Genomic DNA, 20,740 nt, shown 5'->3' on the forward strand with positions numbered 1-20,740 from the left:
AGAGCGCCGACGATATCCTCGCCTCAATTCAACGCTTCTGCCTGCGCTCCCTCACAACAAATGCCTAAAATGCAGACGACTTCCGAATCAGGACACTAGTGGGACACGGCATTTTCAATGACGTGTCCCACTAGCGGCTCAGGCGTCCATCTTGAGCGCGGCCAGGAAGGCGCTCTGTGGGATTTCCACCTTGCCGAACTGGCGCATGCGTTTTTTGCCTTCTTTCTGCTTATCCAGAAGCTTGCGCTTGCGGCTGATATCGCCACCGTAGCACTTCGCCGTCACATCCTTGGACATGGCCGAGATGGTCTCACGCGCGATGACCCGGCTGCCGATGGCGGCCTGGATGGCGATTTTGAAGAGCTGTTTTGGAATCAGATCTTTCAGCTTGGCGCAAATGGAGCGGCCGCGAGCTTCCGCCTGAGAACGGTGCGCGATGAAGGAGAGTGCGTCCACCGGCTCCTGGTTCACCAATATGGAGATTTTGACGAGATCGGCCTCGGCATAGTCCTCAAGCTGGTAGTCGAAGCTGGCATAGCCGCGGCTGATGGATTTCAGACGATCGTAAAAGTCAAACACCACCTCGTTCAGTGGCAGGCGGTACACCGCCATGGCGCGGGTGCCAACATAGGTGAGGTCCACCTGCTGGCCGCGGCGCTCGTTGCACAGGGTCAGCACTGCGCCCAGGTAGTCATCGGGCACCATGATGGTGGCCTTGATCCAGGGCTCCTCGACATGGTCGATCACGCTGCCGTCGGGCATGTCGGAGGGGTTGTGCAACTCCTCCATCTCGCCGTTGGTCTTGAAGATCTTATACACCACGGAGGGCGCGGTCGCGATCAGGTTGAGGTCGAACTCGCGGCTCAGCCGTTCCTGGATGATTTCCAGATGCAACAGCCCGAGGAAGCCGCAGCGGTAGCCAAAGCCGAGCGCGGCCGAGGTTTCAGCCTCGTAGTGGAAGCTGGCGTCGTTCAGACGCAGCTTGCCCAGCGAGTCGCGCAGTTTCTCGAAATCATCGGCATCCACCGGGAACAGCCCGCACCAGACCACCGGGATCGAGGGTTTGAAGCCAGGCAGCGCCTCGGCCACCGGGTTGCGGTCGTCGGTGATGGTGTCGCCCACCTTGCAATCCGCCACGGTTTTAATGGCGGCGGTGATATAACCCATCTCGCCCGGCCCCAGGCTTTCCACGGCGCGCATTTTCGGGGTGAAGACGCCGAGCTGCTCGATGGGATGCACGGCGCCGGTTGCCATCATGCGCACCTTCTGGCCTCGTTTCAGCCGCCCGTTTTTAACGCGCACGAGGGTGACAACGCCGAGATACTGGTCGTACCAGCTGTCGATCAGCAAAGCGGAGAGCGGGGCCTCGGCATCGCCCTTGGGAGCGGGGAGGCGGGTGACGAGGGCTTCCAGCACGCCCTCGATGTTCAGCCCGGTCTTGGCGGAAATTTCCACGGCATCGGAGGCGTCAATGCCGATCACGTCCTCGATCTGCTGCTTCACACGCGGCACATCGGCGGCGGGCAGGTCGATTTTGTTCAGGACCGGGACAATTTCATGGTGCGCGTCGATGGCCTGATACACATTGGCCAGCGTCTGCGCCTCCACGCCCTGGGAGGCATCCACCACCAGCAGCGAGCCCTCGCACGCGGCCAGGGAACGGCTCACCTCATAGGCAAAATCGACATGGCCTGGGGTGTCCATCAGGTTCAGCACATAGGTCTTGCCGTTCTTGGCCGGGTATTCCAGCCGCACGGTCTGCGCCTTGATGGTGATGCCGCGCTCTTTTTCGATGTCCATGTTGTCGAGCACCTGCTCGGTCATCTCGCGCGCGGTCAGGCCGCCGCAATACTGGATCAGGCGATCCGCAAGGGTGGATTTGCCATGGTCGATATGGGCAATGATGGAAAAATTACGGATCAGTTCGGTCGGCGTGTCGGTCATGGGTGTGACATACGCAGAAACAGCCGCAACGTCGACAGCTATAAAGGCGGGAAGGGGCAAATCCTTCCCGCCGGATGGCGGCGCTACAGCGCGCCGTTGGCGAGCAGGGTGGCGCGCACGGCCTCTTCGGGCACGTCGCTGCTGGTAAAGGCCTGGCCGATGCCGCGCGTCAGCACGAAATGCAGCCGCCCGCCGCGCATTTTTTTGTCCTGCTTCATGTGGGCGAGCAGATGCTCCGCCGGCAGGCCGGCGATTTGCGTGGGCAGGCCAGCATTGCGCAGATGCGCGGCGATGCGGCTGGTATCCTCCTGCGGGCAATGGCCGAGCGCGGCGGACAAATGCGTGGCGAGCACCAGGCCGGCCGCCACGGCCTCGCCGTGCAGCAGGCCCTGGCCGTAGCCGGTCTCTGCTTCCAGCGCATGTGCGAAGGTATGGCCCAGGTTGAGCAGGGCGCGGCCGTTGTTGAGTTTGGTTTCCCGCTCGTCATCGCCCACGACCTGCGCCTTGAAGCGGACCGCCCGCTCCACGGCTTCTGCCAGGGCGTGCGAATCCTCATCCAGCATCGCCGGGGCGTGGGATTCGCACCATTCATAGAAGGCTGCATCGGCGATCAGCCCGGCCTTCACGATTTCCGCATAGCCCGAGCGGCGTTCGCGCGGGGGCAGGGTGGCGAGGATGCTGGTGTCGGCCAGGACCATGATGGGCTGGTGAAAGGCGCCGATGAGGTTTTTGCCATGCGGCGAGTTGATGCCGGTCTTGCCGCCAACGCTTGAGTCCACCTGGGACAGCAGGGTGGTCGGGATCTGGATGAATGGCAGGCCGCGCAGGGTGGCGGCCGCAGCGAAACCGGCCAGATCGCCCACCACGCCGCCGCCGAGGGCGATAATCGTGGTATGGCGGTCAACCTTGCGCGCCAGCAACTGGTCCACGACGTCAGCCCAGGTGTGCAGGCTTTTGGAGGCTTCGCCAGGTGGCACGATGATGGAGTCGTGGCTGACACCGGTTTCGGTAAGGCTGTTTTGCAATGTGGCCAGATGCAGGGCCGCCACCGTTGTGTCGGTCACGATCACGCAGCGCGGTTGTGGCAAAACCGGCGCGATCAGCGCGCCGGCGCGCGCGAGCAGCTGGGAGCCGATCACGACATCGTAGTGGCTCTGGGACAATTGCACGCTCACCCGGCGTGGGGCGATGTAGTCGTTCAGGGCGGTGATAACATTGCTGGTGGTCACGTGCGGGGGGTCCTCTGAGCCGGTGACGATGATGTCCGCCTGGGCATAGAACGGGCTGCGTTCATGGGAAAGGCGTTGCAGGATTTGCGCCGGGTCGCCGGCGTTGAGCAGTGGCCGGTGGGTGCGGCCGTGGACCCGCTGCACAAGGATATGCAGGGGGCAGCGCAGCCATACCGAAATGGCGCGCTCGCGCACCGTTGCCCTGGTTTCCGGGTCCATGAAGGCGCCTCCACCCGTGGCCAGGACGATTCGTCCGTCCGCGAGCAGCCGTTGGATGACACGCTTCTCCCCGGCGCGGAAATGAGCCTCGCCATGCTTGGCGAAAATCTCCGCGATGGTGATGCCGGCGGCGCGCTCAATTTCCTGGTCGGCGTCAAAAAACGCCAACCCCAACTGAGCCGCCAGGCGTTTGCCGATGGCGGTCTTGCCGGCGCCCATCAGGCCGACGAGCACGATACTCCGTTCGGAGGGGGGAAGGTTTTGGGTGTTGAGTCGCATCGTGAGAGAGGCTTATCACATCATCCGCATGACGATAGATGGCCATATCGAGGCGTTCCTGGAAATGTTGGCGGCCGAGCGCGGCGCGGCCCGCAACACGCTCGCCGCGTATCGGGCGGATCTGGACGATTTCGCGGCATTTGCGCGCCCGCGGGGCATAACGCCGGGCGGGGCTGGCACTGGTCATGTGGGTGAGTATATCGGCTCGTTGCACCAATCGGGGCTGGCGGCGCGCACGCAGGCGCGGCGGCTCTCGGCGCTACGACAGTTTTTCCTGTTTCTGCTGCGCGAGGGGATACGCGAGGATAATCCGGCCGCCGAGGTGACAAGCCCGCGCCTGCCGCAAAGCCTGCCGAAATATTTGAGCGAGGCCGAGGTTGACGGGCTTTTGCAGGCCGCGCGGGCGTTTCCCGGGTTGCCGGGGTTGAAGGCCTATGCCGGGCTGGAGATTTTATACGCCACTGGCTTGCGCGTCTCGGAGTTGCTGGCGCTGCCGGCCCGCGCTCTGGCCAGCGATGCCGCTGTTTTGATGTTGAAGGGCAAGGGCGGGCGGGAGCGGATTGTGCCGCTATCAGACATGGCGAAACTGGCAGCGGCGCGGTTGCGGGAGGCATCGGCCGGGCTGAAGCCGCCGCCGCGCTACCTCTTCAGTGGCCGTGATCCGGCCCAGGCGATGACCCGCCAGGGCTTTGCCCTTTTGCTTAAGCAGGTGGCGCTGCGGGCGAACATAGACCCGGCCCGCTTGTCACCGCATGTGCTGCGGCACTCTTTTGCTTCGCATCTGCTGGCGCATGGCGCGGATTTGCGGAGCCTGCAAAAACTGCTGGGCCATGCGGATATCGCCACGACGCAGATTTATACGCATGTGCTGGCCGAACGCCTGCAACGCCTAGTGCAGGCGCATCATCCGCTGGCGCGCTGAGTTAGTGTCCTGCCCCTGAAGTCCGCTGCACCGCGCAGCGGACGGAAGGGACAAGCAGGCCACTGAAAACAATGCGCTCGTGCCGGGTCTCGTTGGCGGCGATATAGCGGCGCATCTCCTTGGACATTTTGCGGCGGGTTGGAGGATCATCGCGATAGGCGGCCCGGATGCCATCCCATGCCGCCCTCGGGCAGCCGTTCCAAAAGCCCGTTACGAGATAACCGAGCATGCGCGGGGCCAGCGCCGGCCATGAGGCGCCCCATTTGCGGCCAATGAGCAGCCGGTTGCGGACGAAAGGCGCCATATGCGTGAGGGCCTCGATGGCGGGGGCGCTTGGTGTGGTCTTGTAAATAATGGCCAGCGTGCCGTCGTATGAAATGGTCCAGTTGCGGGCGATGGCGGAGAGGCAGAAGTCGTATTCTTCCCAGGCGGAAAAGAACCTTGGGTCATAACCGCCGGCGGCGTTCCAGGTTACGCGGCGGATCGCATGTCCAGCGCGAGGGAGGGTTGTGGCATTGAACCGGCCGTTGGACCGGGCGATGAGACGCAAAGGGTAGGCCCAGCTTGATTTGCCCGGGGGCTGGGCGCCGGCGCTGAGGATGTTGAAGCCCAATGCTCCTAATTCAGGCCGTTGGTTGAAAGCCCGCAGAGCCCGGGCGAGCACCCATTTTTCGGCAAAGACGGCGCCAGTATCAAGCGCCACGATAATCCGGCCATGCCCAAGGGTAGCCAGAAGATTGCGCCCGGCGGCAACGCCGGGATTTTCCGCGGCGGCGTATAACGAGAAATGGGGGGTATTTGCGAATAATCTGGCCAGGGTCTGCTGGGTTTCCGGGCGGGAGCCCTGGTCCAGCACCGTGACATGGAACATGCCGCCCCGTTGCGCCAGGGCGGACTGGATTGTCTCGATTGTCTCCGCGGGCTGGTCCAGGGACAAAATGACGATGTCAGCGTCATAGGCGTCTATGGCAGGGCGGCGGCCCGCCAGTTGTTTTGGGGGCGTTTCACCGGGTATTTTCAAGGAGGCATTCCCGCAATGCTCTGGGGTAAAGCGGAGGCAAATAAAAAACGCAGGCGCATGGCTGGCGGTTTCCTCGCTGTTACGGCGGGATGCGCCCTGAGCATCGTTGAATTACCCCAGGGTTGAATTTTTAATGCTTATATTACCTTTGGTTGCGTTAACTGAAGACAAATCTTTTGGAAAGAAAATAATTGAAACTCAGGCCGGCGGCGGAGCCCGCAATGATGGGGAGTACCGGCTGGTCGTGACAGAGTTTACTTATTGAAATCAAAGCGAAAAATGTTCCACGGTTAAACACGAAGCCGATGGAGTTGGCGAGAAGAAAGCGCATCCATTGCACATGTGGCGCGGTGTGGATGTGGTGGCGGAATGTCCAGATACGGTTGGCGCCCCAATTGGCTGTGGCGGCCACCAGGAAGCCCATGACACCGGCCATGTAGAGCCCTATGGCGCCGCGGAGCGCGTAGACCGTGCTGGTATCCCAGAAAAAACCCATTATGCCGACGATGGCGAAGCGGATGAATTTTTCGCTGACGCCGCTGCGCGAAAACAGCGCCACGGAGGCTTCCAGCCCGGCCAGGAGTTTTTGGTAAGCCACATTCGCCATTATTCACCCCGCCTTGCGGAGCGGGGTGAAGCCATGGCGGCGCGGGGTTGGAGGGCTGGCAGCGCCAAATCAGCTCGCAAACGGATCCTGCACCAGGATCGTGTCGTCACGCTCCGGGCTGGTTGAAAGCAGGGTGACGGGCGCTTCGACCAGTTCCTCGATTCGCTTGACGTATTTGATCGCGGCGGCGGGGAGTTGCGCCCAGGAACGGGCGCCGCGGGTAGAAGCGCTCCAGCCTTCGAGCACTTCATAAATCGGCTCGGCGGCGGCCTGAGCGGCCATGCCTGCGGGCAGATGCTTGAAGGTCTGGCCGTTGATCCGGTAGCCAACGCCGATTTTCAATTCGCTGAAGCCATCGAGCACGTCCAGCTTGGTGAGCGCCAGCCCGTTGATGCCGCCGACCTTCACGGCCTGGCGGACCAATGCGGCGTCAAACCAGCCGCAACGGCGCTTGCGGCCTGTTACCGTGCCGAATTCATGACCGCGTTCGCCAAGCATCCGGCCGGTATCGTCGTTCAGCTCGGTCGGGAAGGGGCCTGAGCCGACGCGTGTGCAGTAGGCTTTGGCGATGCCCAGCACGCGGCCCACGGCGTCCGGCCCCATGCCGCTGCCCGACGCCGCGGTGCCCGCGACCGTGTTGGAGGAGGTGACAAACGGGTAGGTGCCGTGGTCGACATCTAGCATCACCGCCTGCGCGCCTTCAAACAGAATGCGCTGGCCATCGTGGCGGGCCTGAGCCAGCCGTTCCCAGACGGGTTCGGCGAAGGGCAGGATTTTGGGCGCCAGCTCGAGCAGGCTGGCGAGCAGGTCGGCCTTGTTGAAGGTTGGCGCCCCGAGGCCGGCCAGCAATGTGTTGTGGTGCAACAACAGCTCGTCGAGTTTGGCGGAGAGGGTCTCCGGCTCGGCCAGATCGCAGACCCGGATGGCCCGGCGGGCGACCTTGTCTTCATAGGCCGGGCCAATGCCGCGCCCGGTGGTGCCGATTTTGCGCTCGCCGCGCGCAACCTCGCGCGCGCTGTCCAGCGCTGCGTGCAAAGGCAGGATGAGCGGCGCATTGTCGGCGATGCGTAGGGTCTCCGGCGTTACCGGCAGGCCTTGGGCGGAGAGGCGGGCGATTTCCGCCAGCAGGGCGAACGGGTCTATGACCACGCCGTTGCCGATGATGCCAAGCTTGCCGCGCACCAGGCCGGAGGGCAGCAATGAGAGTTTATACGTCTGCTCGCCGACGACCAGGGTATGCCCGGCATTGTGCCCGCCCTGGAAGCGTACCACCACATCCGCGCGGCTGGCGAGCCAGTCCACCACCTTGCCTTTGCCCTCGTCACCCCATTGCGCGCCGATAATTGTTACGTTGGTCATGTCAGATCCTTGGCAAGTGGAGCGATGGCCCCGTCTTCATAGATACAGCTGCAGCCAAGCCGGGCTGCTTCCTGCCGCGGTGCGGCGTGTGCCGCCAGCCCGGCGATGGTGGCAAAATTACGCGCCCGGCAGGAAGCCGCCTGCTCTGGCGTGGTGCCGAAGGGCAGATAGATGCGCGGGCGCAGCGCCGGGGCGGGGGCTGCGCGGACAATGGTGTCAGGATACAGCGTGATGCCGGTGGCGGGTTCGCCGGCGCCGCATAGATAGCGTCCGCCACGGCCAAGCTCCGCCTGCCGCCCGGGGGCGAACAGGGTCATGCAGATGCCGGTATGATATTGGTAGCCGCGAAATTCCACGGGATCGGCGGTTAGGGGTAGGTCGGGCCGCTGGTGCCGGATGACGGCTACGGTCTCGGCCATGCGCACGGCCTGAATACGCGCGCTCTCCGGCAGGTTGATCGCCAGCAAGGCTGGTATCGCGCGCTCGGCGGTCCCGGTGGCCTCCAGGAGCTGGAGCAGCAGCTCCGCGATGGGGCCGCCAAGCTCGGCCACCTCGGCGGCGTCCTTGCGGTCCAGCGCGCGCACAAGGGCAGGGCGGTTTACGGCGGGGAAGTCTTCGAGCAGATGCAGAACCAGCCGGGGCACTGTGAGGTCGATGCTGATGCTGGTCAGGCCGATGGCCGCCAGGGCTTCAACGGCCGTTAAAATGATCTCGGCGTCGGCTTCGGGGGTATCGTGGCCGACCAGCTCGATGCCGGCCTGGGCAATTTGGCGCTCCGGCTGCAGCTGCGAGCCGCGCACCCGCAGGCATTGCCCGGCATAAGCCAGCCGCAGCGGTCGCGGGGCGCTGGCCAGCCGTGTGGCCGCAAGCCGGGCGATCTGCGGCGTCGTGTCAGCCCGCAGGCCCATCATGCGCTGGCTGTCGGGGTCCATGAGCCTGAAGGTTTGCTCGGCCGTGGCGGCGCCTGAGCCCGCGAACAGGCTGTCTTCAAACTCCAGCAGCGGCGGCTTCACGCGTTGATAGCCGTGCGCGGCGAAGCAATCCATGATGGTTTCGACCGAACGCGCCTCCAGCTCCGCCTCGGGAGGCAGGACATCGCGCAGGCCGGCGGGGAGCAAAGCGGGGTGGGTAAGCGAGGATTCGTTCATGGGAACCAATGACAGTGGCGCGGCGCTATAGCATTGCTGCGCCGTACGTCCAATTGCGCGGGGCTGGCGCGGCGGGGTTTGATGATAATCAGGCAATCATCGCGGCGCTCCGCCCGGCAAAGCGGGACCACGCCTCGGCTTCGTCCTCATCGAATAGTTCGGTAAGTTTGCGCATCATCGTGCCGCCCAGCTCCTCGGCGTCAACGATCGTCACGGCCCGGCGGTAATAGCGGGTCACGTCATGCCCGATGCCGATGGCGATCAGCTCCACCAGTTCGCGGGTCTCGATATCGCGGATTACATCGCGCAGATGCCGCTCCAGATAGTTGCCGGAATTCACCGAGAGGGTGGAGTCGTCAACCGGGGCGCCGTCGCTGATGACCATGAGAATGCGCCGGTGTTCCGGGCGCGCGAGCAGCCGCCGGTAGGCCCAGAGAAGCGCTTCGCCGTCGATGTTTTCCTTCAGCAGCCCTTCACGCAGCATCAGCCCCAGATTCTTGCGGGCCCGGCGCCAGGGGGTGTCGGCGGATTTGTAGATGATGTGGCGCAGATCATTCAGCCGGCCGGGGGTTGGCGGTTTGCCCGCGGCAACCCATTGTTCCCGGCTCTGCCCGCCTTTCCACGCGCGCGTGGTGAAGCCCAGAACCTCCACCTTCACCGCGCAGCGCTCCAGCGTGCGGGCCAGAATATCGCCGCACATCGCCGCCACGGTGATCGGCCGCCCGCGCATCGAGCCTGAATTGTCGATCAGCAGGGTGACCACGGTATCACGGAATTCCGTATCGCGTTCGCGCTTATAGGTGAGGGCCAGAAGCGGATCGACGATGATCCGCGACAGCCGGGCGGCGTCGAGCATTCCTTCTTCCAGGTCAAACTCCCAGGCCCGGGTTTGCTGCGCCTGCAGCCGGCGTTGCAGCCGGTTGGCCAGCTTGGCCACCACGGCATGCAGATGCTGTAATTGCTGGTCCAGCTGCTGGCGCAACCGGGTCAGCTCATCGGGGTCGCAAAGGTCTTCGGCCTTGATCTCTTCATCATGCGCGCGGGTAAAGGCGCGGTAGGCCGTGCTGTCATCGCCATGGGCGGGCGGGCGGTGCTGTTGGGGGCCTGCGGGAGAATCCTCGGCGTCAGCGGCGCTGTCTTCAGCGTCGCTGTCTTCCTCGGTGTCCTGGTCGGCGGCTTCGCCCTCGGTCATTTCCGGCTGTGCCGCGAGCATGGCCTCCTCCTGGCTCTGGCTTTGGGCGTCGCTGTCCTGGGAGTTGTCCTGCTGCGAGGTTTGCTCCCCCGAATCCTCGGCGTTTTCGGATTCATCCTCCTCGGTTGCTTCCGCCTCCGCCTCCGCCAGATGGACCGCCGCCAGCAGCTTGCGCGCGGCTTTGGTGTAATGCGCCTGGTTGGCGCGGGTGGCTGCCAGTTCATCCAGGGCCGCTTCGGCGTCATCGCCCAGCGTGCCGCGCCACAAGGCCAGTATTTTTTTGGCCGGCTCGGGTACCGAAGCCGGGTCCATCCGCTCGCGCGCAAGCAGGGCGAGGGCGCTGGCCAGGGGAAGCTGCTCACGCAGCGTCATGCGGTCGAGCCCCTCGTTTTCGTACTCCTCGTTCAGCTTGCCGCGCAGGTTCGCGGCAACGCCGGCCATGTGTTCGGAGCCGAAGACCTCAACGCGGGCCTGCTCCAGCGCATTATAGGCTTCGCGCGCCTCCTTGGAGGCGGGGTTGCGGGCGGCATGGATGGCATTGTCGTGATAGCGCAGGCGCAGGGCGAGTGAGTCCGCGGCACCGCGCAGTTTTGCCATCTCCGGCGGCGCCAGGGCGCGCGAGGGAGCGGGCAGCCGCGCGCGCTTGCCTACCAGCCCGGAGGGGCCGGGCTGGTAGGCAACTTCCACGTCAGGCGTCTGCGCCATGGCCCGCAGCGCATTAGCAGTGGCACGTTTGAAGTCCTCGCTCCGGCCCTGGTCGTTATTCGCGGTCATCTGGTTTCAGGCCGGCTTGCGCAAGCCGGTTGAGATCTCCTCGTTGAAGCAGCGCTGATAATACTCAGCCACGGTGTTGCGTTCGGCCTCGTCGCATTTGTTGAGGAAGGTGAGACGGAAGGCAAAGCCGATATCGCCGAAAATTCTTGTATTTTCCGCCCAGGTGATAACGGTGCGCGGCGACATCACGGTGGAGATGTCCCCGGCGATGAACCCGGCGCGGGTGAGGTCCGCCAGCGCCACCATGCTCTCGGTCCGCTTCTTCAGGGCAGTATCACCGGCTGGGATGCCGAGTTTGGCCATCACGATGGCCACCTCCTGCGCGTGGGGCAGATAATTGAGCGTGGCGACGATGTTCCAGCGGTCCATCTGCCCCTGATTGATCTGCTGCGTGCCATGGTAGAGCCCGGTGGTGTCGCCCAGGCCCACGGTGTTCGCGGTGGCGAACAGGCGGAAGGCCGGGTGCGGGCGGATTACCTTATTCTGGTCGAGCAGGGTGAGCCGGCCCTCGACCTCAAGGACGCGCTGGATCACGAACATCACATCCGGGCGGCCGGCGTCGTATTCGTCAAACACCAGCGCGCAGGGGTGCTGCAGCGCCCAGGGCAGGATGCCCTCGCGGAATTCGGTGACCTGCTTGCCGTCCTTCAGCACGATCGCGTCCTTGCCGATCAGGTCGATACGGCTGATGTGGCTGTCCAGATTGACGCGGATGCAAGGCCAGTTCAGCCGCGCCGCCACCTGCTCGATATGGGTCGACTTGCCGGTGCCGTGGTAGCCTTGGATCATCACCCGGCGGTTGAAGGCGAAGCCGGCCAGAATCGCAAGCGTCGTCTCCCGGTCGAACTGATAGGCGGGGTCGATCTCGGGCACATGCTCAGTGCGGACCGAGAAAGCGGGAACCTCCAGATTAACGTCGATGCCAAAAACCTCGCGGGCGTTAACCTTTATATCGGGCATGTTGATCGCCGAGGGGCCTGAGTTGCTGGTTTCGGTGAGTGCGGCGATGTTGTTCATTAAAGGTTCAATCCTGTTGCTTCGTACTTGGGTAGCGGCGTGGGGCAATTGGGCGAATATGCTCAACGGCCGGAAGTTTGGGATGCCTGAGCAGGCTTTGCGGCCAGTTTGCCACGAAGCGCCGCATAGGCAAGGTTGATCGATTTCAACATTTCCTCGGAGTGCTTGTCGCCATTGTTTGAATCCGGATGGTGGCGCTTGGCAAGTTCCTTGTATTTTGCTTTCACGGTGGCCAGCGTGACCGGCCATGTGAGGTTCAGGACGCTGAGAGCCTCGCGGATATCAGCCGGAACGCCTGGGTTGGGCGCGGGCTTGGGCCGGGCGCCAAAGGCGAAGGCGTGCAATTCGGCTTCGAGCGTCTCATCCATCCGCGATGTTTGCCCCAACCGGCCAAGCGGCCAGCTCGGCCGCTGCCAGGAGGTGTCGGCGCGCAATTGCGCCTCGATCTCTTCAGCCGACATGCCTTTGTAATAGTCCCAGGAGGCGTTGAACTCGCGGACGTGATCCAGGCAGAACCAATGAAAATCCCGCGACCCGGCCCGTGATTTTGGCGCGCGGTATTCGCCTTCGTGCGGGCAGCCGGGCGAATCGCACGCCTGACCTGGGGCGCTGGGGTCTGGGGCATAGGCGCGCGGCTTGCGGGTTGGTTGCTTGCGTGTTGACGAAATCATGGCCCTAATGTGCGCGCTTGGCTTAAATTGGCAACACTCGGTTGTGGCTGATATGCGCGCGGGGCAGAAGATGCCGGTACGATGATTGGATGAACGATCGAATGATTGAAGGTATGACGTGATGAATATGAGCAAGAGAGATGATCGGATGCGCGATCTGCTGGTGGCGGCTTTCAAGCCGGTCAGGCTGGAGATCGCCGATGAGAGCCGCAAGCATGCGAGCCATGCCGCCCGCAGTGGGCTGGAGGCCGGTGAGACGCATTACCGCGTGCTGATGGTCTCGCCGGCGCTGGCCGGGCTCTCGCGCGTGGCGCGCTCGCGCGCGGTGCATGAAGCCCTGGCGGCGGAGTTCACCACCGGGTTGCATGCGCTGTCTCTAATCCTGCGCACGCCCGAAGAGGCGCAGGATTAGGAAGTTCCTCAATTGCGGCCGTAGGTATCCTCGAAGCGGATGATGTCGTCCTCTCCGAGATAGGGGCCGGATTGCACCTCGATGATGGTGAGGGGGATTTTACCGGGGTTTTCCATGCGGTGGATACATCCCAGGGGCAGGTAGACGCTTTCATTCTCATGCACCATGAGGATTTCGGCATCGCGCGTGACACTGGCGCAGCCGGCCACCACCACCCAATGCTCGGCGCGGTGGAAATGCTTCTGCAGGGAAAGTTTCTGCCCCGGCCAGACGACGATTCGCTTCACCTGGAAGCGGTCCCCCTGGATCAGGCTCTCATAGAACCCCCATGGCCGGTAGGTGCGGTTGTGGGTGTCGGCTTCCGGCCGCTTCATCTGCTTCAGCCGGTCGACGATTTTTTTAACGTTCTGCGCTTCGTTCTTGTGAGCCACCAGCACCGCGTCCTGCGTGGTGACCACCACCAGATCGCGCACACCGAGCAGGGCGGTCATGATACCGTCACTGCGGGCGTAGCTGCCGTGAACATTTTCGAGCACCACATCGCCCAGGGCAAAATTGCCATCCGTATCCTTGGGCGCGATATCGGCCAGGGCCGACCAGGAGCCCACATCAGACCAGCCGATGGCCGCGGGAACCACGACGGCCTTGCTGGTTTTTTCAGCGATGGCGTAATCGATGCTGATATCAGGCGCCGCCGCAAAAGCCTCGGCGCCAAGCCGGATGAAGTCGAGGTCGGTGGTTCGCGCCAGCATGGCGGCGCGCACGGCCTCCAGCAGCCGGGGGGCCAGGCGCTCCATCTCGCCAAGCAATACACTGGCACGGAACATGAACATGCCGGAGTTCCAGAGGTTGCCGCCTTCTGCCAGCAAGCGGACGGCGGTGGCGGCGTCCGGTTTCTCGATAAAACGATTAAGGTGAAAGACGCCGGGCAGATCCTCCAGCGCGCCGCCCTGGGCGATGTAGCCGTAGCCGGTCTCCGGCGCGGCCGGCTGCATGCCAAAGGTGACGAAGTATCCCGCCTCCGCGGCCTTGGCAGCGGTATTCACCGCGGCTTCAAGCGCTGCGAGATCGCTGATCGAGGCGTCGGCCGCCATGATCCATAAAACCGCCTCGGGGTCGGTTTCCGCGGCCAGCAGCGCCGCTGCCGCAATGGCCGGCGCGCTGTTGCGTCCCACCGGTTCCAGCATGATCTGCGCTCCCTCAATGCCCGCGTTGCGCAATTGCTCGGCGACGACGAAGCGATGATCCTGGTTGGTCACGACAATCGGGGCGGCGAAGCGGGCGCCGGCGGCGCGCAGCGCGGTTTGCGCCAGCATGGAGTGCTGCGAAATGAGCGGCCAGAACTGCTTGGGGAAGCTCTTGCGCGAGACAGGCCACAAGCGCGTGCCCGATCCGCCGGAGAGGATCACGGGGATAATTTTCTGACCGTGTTCTGCGAAGTCCATGATGCATCCTGCCGTTGTACAACGAAATTAAATTTGGCTCTTTACGATTGTTAACTGGAAACGGCAAAACAAGATCATGAGCGATTCCAGACAAAATTTCCGGCTTGGCGATATGACGGCTGCAACTTTCGCGCAAGCAGCGGCGGCAAACCCCGTGGTCCTGCTGCCCCTTGGCAGCCATGAGGATCATGGTCCGTATTTACCGATGGGTGACTACCTGCTGGCGGAGCAGCTTGCCGTGCGTATTGCGCAGGCCGCCACGGGCAAAGGTGTTGCAACCTTCGTCGCCCCCTGTCTGCCTTTTGGCGTTGCGGATTATTTTGGCGCCACGCCGGGCGGTCTGGCGCTTTCCCCGGCCAGTTTCCGGGCGGTGCTGGCGGAGCTGCTGGCCAGCCTGCTCGGACATGGGCTGAGCAATATTGTTATCCTGAACGGCCATGGCGGCAATGTGCCGGTGATTCATGAGGTGACGCTGGAGATACGGCGGACGCGAAATGTCATTCTACCGTCATTTTATTTATGGAAAATTGCGCGCCAGCTTATGGAGGCCCAGCTTGGCGCGGGCAGCCAGGAGCGTTTTGGCCATGGCGCGGAACCGCTGCTCTCGCTCACCAAGGCGTTGCGCGGTGTTTTTGTGCAACCCGGCGAGGCGCCGGCGCATGGGCGTGAGACCGTGCTCGGCCTGCCGGTCTCAGGCTTTGGCACCGTGGATTTTCACGGTCTTGCGATTGATGCTCCGGTCGAGTTCGACCAGGTGCCGCGTGCAGCCACGCAGGCCGCGTGGCCGCTGGCCTCAGCTGAACTCGGGGCGCAAACCGCCGAGTCGCTGATCAGCGCGGCGGCGCAATTCGTGGTTCACTTTGGCAGGCTGCCGCGCAGTGCCGCCGGCTGCGTGGTCTGAGCGCCGGTACTACTTGAGGAATTTCAGCAAAGTGATGCCAACAGCGGCAATGGCAACCAGTGTGGCGAGAATCACGCCAAGCGGAAGTCCGAAATAATGCGGGTTGCTGGGGTCGTGGCCGTGGTTTTCAGCGCTCATGTGGTAGATCCTTTTTTTCAGTATGAGGTGAGGGCGGTGATGAGAGTGGTTTCCAGCTACGTATCCGGCTTGGGCTGATGGGGCAACTCGCCGCCGCGTTTCCCTTTGCGGGCGTTCTGCTCAGTTTCGCAATCCTCCCGGGCGTGGCGCCGCGTTTATGGCACAGGTGGATGGCGGCGGTCATCGGCGGCTGGGTTGCCCTGGGCTTTATGTTGCGGATGCTCTCAGGCGGCCTGATGAATGCGGCGCAGACGCTCTGGCAGGTTTCGCTGGCCGAATTCCTGCCATTCATTACCTTGCTGCTGGCGCTTTATGCGCTTGGCGGGGGGATTTCGATTAAAGGCGGCCCTTGGGGGCGCCCTTGCGGCAACCTGCTGCTTCTTGTCATTGGCACGGTTCTGGCCTCGATCATGGGGACGATCGGGGCCACCTTGCTGCTCATCCACCCGCTGCTGGCGGCCAATGGATATCGCGCGGAGAAACGGCACCTGATCCTCGCCTTTATTATTCTGGTTGGCAATTGCGGCGGGGCGCTCTCACCGCTGGGCGACCCGCCTTTGCTGGCCGGGTTTCTCCGTGGCGTGCCTTTTTTCTGGCCGGCGGTTCATCTCTGGCAACCGCTGCTGGTTCTGGCCGTGCCGGTACTGCTGCTTTGCCTGGGGGCGGATCTCTATTTCGCGCGGCGGGATGCCATGCCGCGTCCGCAAAAATTCCGCATCGGCGGGGGGATGAATATTTTTTTGCTGGTGGTGCTGGTCCTCGCCATTCCTCTGGCCGGTATCTGGCATCCAGGCATGGTCACCATTCTATCCGCGAAGATTCCGGGGGAGCATCTGGCGTTGATCGTGGTTGAGCTGGGGTGCATCGCGCTCTCAGAGGCTCTGACCCCGCGCGCCATCCGCAGCCACAACCGTTTTGCCTGGGGGGCGATGCGCGAGATCGTCATGCTGTTTTTTGCGATCTTTGCCACCATCACGCCGGTTTTTCAGCTATTGCAGACAGCCGCTTTGGCCCCCAATCCGCTGTCCTGGTTCTGGGCCTCGGGAATTGCCTCAGCCATTCTGGACGCCGCGCCGACCTATCTGATTTTTTTCGAGGCGGCGGGTGGGCATGCCGCCAGCCTGAGTGCCGCACCCGCCCATCTGCTGACGGCCATTGCGGCTGGTTCCGTGTTTTTTGGGCCCGTTACCTACCTCGGCAACGCCCCCAACCTCATGGTCCGCGAAATCGCGGCGCGCCGGGCGGTTAAAATGCCCGGGTTTTTCGCGTTCGCGGGACTCATGAGCCTCATCCTCACGCCGGTTTACGTGCTGATGAGTTTTCTTTTTTTTTAAGGTTGAGCGGTTAGATTAAACCGGAAGGCTCAATCTAACCGCTTGAAGGAGACCTAAACCGTCAGCGCCTGTTCAAGAACGTCCAGTCCTTCGTCGAGCAGTGCGTCGGAGGCGGTGAGCGGCACGAGCAGCCGGATGGCATTGCCATACACCCCGCAGGACAGCAGGATCAGCCCGTTTTCGCGGGCCTTGGCGATCACCTTTTTGGTCATCTCGGGGTCCGGCTCGTTGGTTCCGCGTGTTGCCACCACGTCAAACGCGATCATCGCCCCTGGGCCACGGATTTCGGCAATGGGGACGGTGTTGTTGCGGCGCGAGATGGCCTCCAGCCGGGATTTCATCTTCGCGCCGATATGATTGGCGCGTTCGATCAGTTTTTCTTCCTCGATGACATCGAGCACAGCCAGCGCCGCGGCGCAGGCAATGGGTGAGCCGGAATAGGTGCCGCCCAGCCCGCCTGGCTCGGCTGCATCCATGATCGCGGCGCGCCCGATGACGCCGGAAAGCGGGAACCCGCCCGCCAGCGATTTGGCGACGGTGATAATATCGGGCTTCACGGCGGAATGCTCGACCCCGAACATTTTACCGGTCCGCGCGAAGCCTGTCTGCACTTCATCGACGATCAGCAGAATGCCGTGCTTGTCACAGAGTGCGCGAAGGGCCTCCATCAGCTCGGTTGGCGCCTGGATAAATCCGCCTTCCCCCTGCACGGGCTCAAGCACGATCGCGGCGGTCCGCTCCGGCTCGATATCGGCGCGGAACAGCATGTCAATGGCGCGCAGACTGTCCTGCACGGTCACGCCAAAGGGGGCATGCGGGAAGGGGACATGGTAGATCTCGGCCGGGAGCGGCGCGAATTTTTTCTTGTAGGGCAACACCTTGCCGGTCATCGCCATCGTCAGCATGGTGCGGCCATGGTAGCCGCCGGCGAAGGTGATGACACCGGAACGTCCGGTGGCGGCGCGGGCGATCTTCACGGCGTTTTCCAGCGCCTCGGCGCCGGTGGTAAAAAAGATCGTCTTGGCGGGGCCTTCAATCGGGGCCAGCGCGTTCAGCCGTTCGGCCAGCGCGACATAGCTCTCGTAAGGCGAGACCTGGAAGCAGGTGTGCGAGAAGCGCGAGAGCTGCTCGGCGACCGCCGCCATCACCTTGGGGTGGCGGTGCCCGGTGTTCAGAACCGCGATGCCGCCGGCAAAATCAATATAGCGTTTGCCCTCGACGTCCCAAAGCTCGGCGTTTTCGGCGCGTTGAGTAAAGACCGGGTGCGCATTGCCCACACCGCGGGGCACCGCGGTTTCGCGGCGGGCCATCAACTCACTGTTCGTACTCATATTGGTTCTAACTCCTTAAGGGCCCGGCGAGCCTAGCAAGCTTTGCCGGTGTGTAAACGCGGTGTTGCGGATATCTGCCTTGAGCGGGTTCACGGTCTGGCGGGAAGCGAGGCCCGTTTTATGAAGCCGGGCTCCGCCGGCGGTTCCGTGATCGTATCCTTGATTGTTTCGACGATGGCGGCGCGCGGGCCGCGGCGGCAGAGCCGCAGGCATTCCTCGACCGCCACGGTGTCCCCGGCGATGAGGGCTTCCACGGCATCCTGGCCGACATTGCGCACCCAGCCGGAAAGCCCGAGCCGCTGCGCCTCGTTTGCCAGCCATTCGCGGAAGCCGACACCCTGAACCCGGCCGGTGATGAACAGATGGGTGGCTTTCATGCGCGGCAGAGGACCATGAAACGGGCGCTCACGGCAATATCCTGCGCGATGATCCGCCGCCGTGCGCTGGCCTCGGCGTCCATCCCCCAGCGCGTTTCCTGCCAGAGCTCCCCGAGGCTGGCGCAACGGCAGGCCGCGTCCGGGTCCAGCGCCCCGGCCTCCACTGCGAGCGCCAGCACAAGGCTCCCCAATGCGGGGACGATCACGCCAAGCCCCGCCAATTGATATTCGTCCATGCGCATCAGATGCGCGGTGAAGATGTCATGGTACTCAGGCGTTTGCCGCAGCGGCATGACCCCGGAGGTCGATTCCAGCCTGATGCCGAGCTGCCGGTCCAGCCAGTTGATCCAGGGGTCCCACGCCTCGGCCTCGCTCTGCGCCAGCCCCGGCGGGCCTTCGGCGCGGTAGCAGAGCAGGTCGTTCATGCCGTAAGCCGCCAGTTGCCCGGCGATCTCTGTGCGGTGCAGGCTGATACGGTCCTGCGCTGTTGTGGCGAGGCGCGTGAGGGGCAGGTCATCGGGCGTGAAATCCGTGCCGGCCGTTGCCCATTCAGTGGCAATTGCGCCGGCCAAATCCTTGAACGGCACGCGAAGCGCGCCGCCGCTGGGTAGTTTCAGGGGGCGGTTGTCCAGCAGGATGATGAAATCCGCGCCTTCCGGTACGACGGATGCTGATGTCCAGAATCGTTTCATGGGCCGAGCAGCCCGTTCAACAGATTTTTTGGCCCGCCGGAAGGCGGGGCAACGGCGCCTGGCATGCCGGCGGATGGCGGCTGCGTGATCGCCGCCGCCGGGCCGGGTTGGCCAAAGCGCCCCAGTTTCAGCGCCACCGGGCAGATGTCGCCGCCGGTTGCCTGGATGCTGCCGGCTGGAGCCGCCTCAACCACCGGGGCGGCGAAGCTGCCGTTAATCGCCACCGGGCTGCCCGTTTCATTGGGCAGCATCGGCAACTGGGGAAGCAGAACGACGCCCAGCGTCTCCCCCCCGGCATTCACACTGCCGCTCCCCTGCAAGCGCAGGCGGCTGGAATCCAGCGCCATGGCCCGGATGGTGGCGATGCCGTTGGCGGCATCAACCCGCAATGCCATGCAGCGCACCGGCACCGGCCCTGTGGCCCCGGCCAGACCCGCGGGCAGGCCGGCGGTTTGCAGCACGCCGCCGAACAGGCTTTGCAAGACAGAGCCGTCAACAACGCCGTTGGCCATGGCTAAGCCCAGCTGCCCGTTCAGGCCGCTGGCGATGGCATGGGGGGTGTCGCCGCTGCTGGTGGCCGAGAGCCGGATTTGCATGGTGCCTTCGGCCGTGCCGGGCAGGCCAAAGGCTTTCAACATCGGAGCGAGCGCAAGAGCGGGGGCGCTCATCGCCAGGCTTTCCACCGCGGGCTCCTTGCTGGCATTCACCGATACGCTCGCGGTGAGGTTGCCGCCGGGGAGTTGCGCGGTTAGCGGGCTGACCGTGAGCTGCCCGTTTGCGAGAACGGCATGGCCTTGGAGCGCCGTATAGGTCATCTGGCGCCAGATCAGCGTATCCACCGAGATTTGCACATCGGCGCGGGCTGATTTCAGCCATGTCAGCGCCAGCGGCGTGTCGGTGAAGACGGCGGCGGCGGTGGGGGCGGGATTGGCGGGCACCGTGGCCGGTTTCGGCATCGCCGCCAGTAAGGCGTCGGCATTCAGCCCGGTGAACTGCAAGGCGAGTTGCAGCCTAGGCTGGGGGCCGAAATACAGGCCGGCATCGCCGCCGAAGGCCGCGTTATCCATGTTGACGGTGAGGGTATCCAGGCCAATGGCATTGCGCAGACCAAGTCCGCCGGGGTCTATCAGCGTGGTTTGCGCCGTGATGTTTTTCCATGCGGGCAGGCTGGCGCCCACGGCCGGGCTGAGTGCCGAGAGGTCGGGGATTGTCAGGTTCAGCGCCAGCGCGGCGCCCGCGAGCGTCGCGGGGGTTGCAATCGCGCCGGTGAGGCTGGCCTTGGCCGACCCGAACTGCGCATTGATTGTGACTGGAAAGCTGCCTTGCGGCCCGGTGCGCGCCGGCAGCAGGGCGGGATTCAAAAGCGCCCGGGGTGGGCCGAAATGGCCGGCGAGGGTGAGGGGGGTGCTGCCCAGCGTGGCCGCGGCGCTGAGCGAAAGCGGCTGGTTGAGCGATGCCATCTCAATATCCAGCGCGTTGAGCGTCAGCCCCGGCCGGAGAGAAGAAAGATCAGAGGTACCGGCTTTGACAGAAAGGTCATCGATTGCCGGGATGGTTGAATCCTGGTCGGTGATCCGGGCTGTAGCCGCGATGTCATGCACGGGAGGCAGGGGGCCGGTCAGACCGGGCGGGAGGCTGGCGGCCAGATCCTCCAGCGCCGGAATATTGAGTGCCACGGCGAGGCCATAGCCGCTCGCCGTGCGCGGGCGGGCGAGCGCGCCCTGCACC

19 protein-coding genes are annotated in these 20,740 nt (G+C 63.8%); 4 read left to right on the forward strand and 15 right to left on the reverse strand.

Annotated features, from left to right (window positions below; all coding sequences use genetic code 11):
• Positions 1 to 138: 138 nt before the first annotated feature.
• Together lepA and aroB are read right to left on the reverse strand one after the other, a co-directional pair.
• Positions 139 to 1,944, reverse strand: a complete 1,806-nt coding sequence (gene lepA, locus HKL97_RS01340; protein WP_291422097.1) for a translation elongation factor 4 — start codon at positions 1,942 to 1,944, stop codon at positions 139 to 141.
• A gap of 83 nt (positions 1,945 to 2,027) precedes the next feature.
• A complete protein-coding gene (gene aroB, locus HKL97_RS01345; RefSeq protein WP_291422099.1) occupies positions 2,028 to 3,671 on the reverse strand; it encodes a 3-dehydroquinate synthase in 1,644 nt (547 codons plus the stop codon).
• A gap of 28 nt (positions 3,672 to 3,699) precedes the next feature.
• On the opposite strand from aroB, the gene HKL97_RS01350 reads away from it, so the two are divergent.
• A complete protein-coding gene (locus HKL97_RS01350; RefSeq protein WP_291422133.1) occupies positions 3,700 to 4,593 on the forward strand; it encodes a site-specific tyrosine recombinase XerD in 894 nt (297 codons plus the stop codon).
• Between the two features lies 1 nt (position 4,594).
• Here the strand turns inward: HKL97_RS01350 and HKL97_RS01355 are convergent, their stop codons facing one another.
• The 7 genes from HKL97_RS01355 to HKL97_RS01385 form a co-directional block, all read right to left on the reverse strand.
• Positions 4,595 to 5,614, reverse strand: coding sequence for a glycosyltransferase family 2 protein (locus HKL97_RS01355; protein ID WP_291422101.1), 1,020 nt, complete (start codon positions 5,612 to 5,614; stop codon positions 4,595 to 4,597).
• Between the two features lie 157 nt (positions 5,615 to 5,771).
• Entirely contained in the window at positions 5,772 to 6,173 is a 402-nt protein-coding gene (locus HKL97_RS01360) for a GtrA family protein (protein WP_291422103.1), read from the reverse strand.
• Between the two features lie 117 nt (positions 6,174 to 6,290).
• The gene (locus tag HKL97_RS01365; RefSeq protein ID WP_291422104.1) at positions 6,291 to 7,580 is read right to left on the reverse strand and encodes an adenylosuccinate synthase; all 1,290 of its coding nucleotides are present in this window, start codon (positions 7,578 to 7,580) and stop codon (positions 6,291 to 6,293) included.
• The gene (locus HKL97_RS01370; RefSeq protein WP_291422105.1) at positions 7,577 to 8,728 is read right to left on the reverse strand and encodes an ATP phosphoribosyltransferase regulatory subunit; all 1,152 of its coding nucleotides are present in this window, start codon (positions 8,726 to 8,728) and stop codon (positions 7,577 to 7,579) included. Before HKL97_RS01370 ends, HKL97_RS01365 begins: the two co-directional genes overlap by 4 nt.
• An 88-nt stretch (positions 8,729 to 8,816) precedes the next feature.
• Positions 8,817 to 10,694 (reverse strand): cobaltochelatase subunit CobT, encoded by a 1,878-nt coding sequence (gene cobT, locus HKL97_RS01375; RefSeq protein WP_291422107.1) that lies wholly within the window; start codon positions 10,692 to 10,694, stop codon positions 8,817 to 8,819.
• 6 nt (positions 10,695 to 10,700) lie between these two features.
• Entirely contained in the window at positions 10,701 to 11,711 is a 1,011-nt protein-coding gene (gene cobS / locus HKL97_RS01380) for a cobaltochelatase subunit CobS (RefSeq protein WP_291422110.1), read from the reverse strand.
• Positions 11,712 to 11,773: 62 nt separating this feature from the next.
• Positions 11,774 to 12,382 carry a J domain-containing protein gene (locus HKL97_RS01385; RefSeq protein WP_291422112.1) on the reverse strand — a complete coding sequence of 203 codons (609 nt, stop codon included), beginning with the start codon at positions 12,380 to 12,382 and terminating at the stop codon, positions 11,774 to 11,776.
• Between the two features lie 127 nt (positions 12,383 to 12,509).
• Here HKL97_RS01385 and HKL97_RS01390 point away from each other — a divergent pair, with 127 nt between their 5' ends.
• A complete protein-coding gene (locus HKL97_RS01390) occupies positions 12,510 to 12,794 on the forward strand; it encodes a BolA family transcriptional regulator (protein ID WP_291422114.1) in 285 nt (94 codons plus the stop codon).
• Between the two features lie 8 nt (positions 12,795 to 12,802).
• Here HKL97_RS01390 and HKL97_RS01395 read toward each other — a convergent pair whose 3' ends face one another.
• Positions 12,803 to 14,239, reverse strand: a complete 1,437-nt coding sequence (locus tag HKL97_RS01395) for a mannose-1-phosphate guanylyltransferase/mannose-6-phosphate isomerase (RefSeq protein WP_291422116.1) — start codon at positions 14,237 to 14,239, stop codon at positions 12,803 to 12,805.
• Positions 14,240 to 14,315: 76 nt separating this feature from the next.
• On the opposite strand from HKL97_RS01395, the gene HKL97_RS01400 reads away from it, so the two are divergent.
• Entirely contained in the window at positions 14,316 to 15,140 is an 825-nt protein-coding gene (locus tag HKL97_RS01400; RefSeq protein ID WP_291422118.1) for a creatininase family protein, read from the forward strand.
• Between the two features lie 9 nt (positions 15,141 to 15,149).
• On the opposite strand, the gene HKL97_RS01405 is transcribed toward HKL97_RS01400, so the two are convergent.
• A complete protein-coding gene (locus HKL97_RS01405; RefSeq protein WP_291422120.1) occupies positions 15,150 to 15,278 on the reverse strand; it encodes a hypothetical protein in 129 nt (42 codons plus the stop codon).
• 77 nt (positions 15,279 to 15,355) lie between these two features.
• Here HKL97_RS01405 and HKL97_RS01410 point away from each other — a divergent pair, with 77 nt between their 5' ends.
• Complete coding sequence (locus tag HKL97_RS01410) at positions 15,356 to 16,612, forward strand: sodium:proton antiporter (RefSeq protein WP_291422122.1); 1,257 nt, start codon at positions 15,356 to 15,358, stop codon at positions 16,610 to 16,612.
• A gap of 53 nt (positions 16,613 to 16,665) precedes the next feature.
• Here the strand turns inward: HKL97_RS01410 and gabT are convergent, their stop codons facing one another.
• From gabT to HKL97_RS01430, 4 genes are all read right to left on the reverse strand, one after another.
• Positions 16,666 to 17,943 carry a 4-aminobutyrate--2-oxoglutarate transaminase gene (gabT, locus tag HKL97_RS01415; protein WP_291422124.1) on the reverse strand — a complete coding sequence of 426 codons (1,278 nt, stop codon included), beginning with the start codon at positions 17,941 to 17,943 and terminating at the stop codon, positions 16,666 to 16,668.
• An 89-nt stretch (positions 17,944 to 18,032) separates the two neighbouring features.
• Positions 18,033 to 18,320: an acylphosphatase gene (locus tag HKL97_RS01420; RefSeq protein ID WP_291422126.1), complete on the reverse strand. Its 288-nt coding sequence runs from the start codon at positions 18,318 to 18,320 to the stop codon at positions 18,033 to 18,035.
• Positions 18,317 to 19,012 carry an ATP12 family chaperone protein gene (locus HKL97_RS01425; protein ID WP_291422128.1) on the reverse strand — a complete coding sequence of 232 codons (696 nt, stop codon included), beginning with the start codon at positions 19,010 to 19,012 and terminating at the stop codon, positions 18,317 to 18,319. Before HKL97_RS01425 ends, HKL97_RS01420 begins: the two co-directional genes overlap by 4 nt.
• On the reverse strand, positions 19,009 to 20,740 hold a 1,732-nt coding region (locus HKL97_RS01430; RefSeq protein WP_291422130.1), incomplete at its 5' end, for an AsmA family protein. The genes HKL97_RS01430 and HKL97_RS01425, both read right to left, overlap by 4 nt.

The sequence above is a fragment of the Acidocella sp. genome (assembly GCF_013044125.1).
In the GTDB taxonomy this organism is placed as follows: domain Bacteria; phylum Pseudomonadota; class Alphaproteobacteria; order Acetobacterales; family Acetobacteraceae; genus Acidocella.

Excerpts from the sequence above, each read along its gene's own strand:
- lepA (WP_291422097.1), bottom strand. The coding sequence starts at position 1,944 with ATGACCGACACGCCGACCGAACTGATCCGTAATTTTTCCATCATTGCC.
- aroB (WP_291422099.1), bottom strand. The coding sequence starts at position 3,671 with ATGCGACTCAACACCCAAAACCTTCCCCCCTCCGAACGGAGTATCGTG.
- HKL97_RS01350 (WP_291422133.1), top strand. The coding sequence starts at position 3,700 with ATGACGATAGATGGCCATATCGAGGCGTTCCTGGAAATGTTGGCGGCC.
- HKL97_RS01365 (WP_291422104.1), bottom strand. The coding sequence starts at position 7,580 with ATGACCAACGTAACAATTATCGGCGCGCAATGGGGTGACGAGGGCAAA.
- HKL97_RS01370 (WP_291422105.1), bottom strand. The coding sequence starts at position 8,728 with ATGAACGAATCCTCGCTTACCCACCCCGCTTTGCTCCCCGCCGGCCTG.
- cobT (WP_291422107.1), bottom strand. The coding sequence starts at position 10,694 with ATGACCGCGAATAACGACCAGGGCCGGAGCGAGGACTTCAAACGTGCC.
- cobS (WP_291422110.1), bottom strand. The coding sequence starts at position 11,711 with ATGAACAACATCGCCGCACTCACCGAAACCAGCAACTCAGGCCCCTCG.
- HKL97_RS01385 (WP_291422112.1), bottom strand. The coding sequence starts at position 12,382 with ATGATTTCGTCAACACGCAAGCAACCAACCCGCAAGCCGCGCGCCTAT.
- HKL97_RS01390 (WP_291422114.1), top strand. The coding sequence starts at position 12,510 with ATGAGCAAGAGAGATGATCGGATGCGCGATCTGCTGGTGGCGGCTTTC.
- HKL97_RS01395 (WP_291422116.1), bottom strand. The coding sequence starts at position 14,239 with ATGGACTTCGCAGAACACGGTCAGAAAATTATCCCCGTGATCCTCTCC.
- HKL97_RS01400 (WP_291422118.1), top strand. The coding sequence starts at position 14,316 with ATGAGCGATTCCAGACAAAATTTCCGGCTTGGCGATATGACGGCTGCA.
- HKL97_RS01405 (WP_291422120.1), bottom strand. The coding sequence starts at position 15,278 with ATGAGCGCTGAAAACCACGGCCACGACCCCAGCAACCCGCATTATTTC.
- HKL97_RS01410 (WP_291422122.1), top strand. The coding sequence starts at position 15,356 with ATGGGGCAACTCGCCGCCGCGTTTCCCTTTGCGGGCGTTCTGCTCAGT.
- gabT (WP_291422124.1), bottom strand. The coding sequence starts at position 17,943 with ATGAGTACGAACAGTGAGTTGATGGCCCGCCGCGAAACCGCGGTGCCC.
- HKL97_RS01420 (WP_291422126.1), bottom strand. The coding sequence starts at position 18,320 with ATGAAAGCCACCCATCTGTTCATCACCGGCCGGGTTCAGGGTGTCGGC.
- HKL97_RS01425 (WP_291422128.1), bottom strand. The coding sequence starts at position 19,012 with ATGAAACGATTCTGGACATCAGCATCCGTCGTACCGGAAGGCGCGGAT.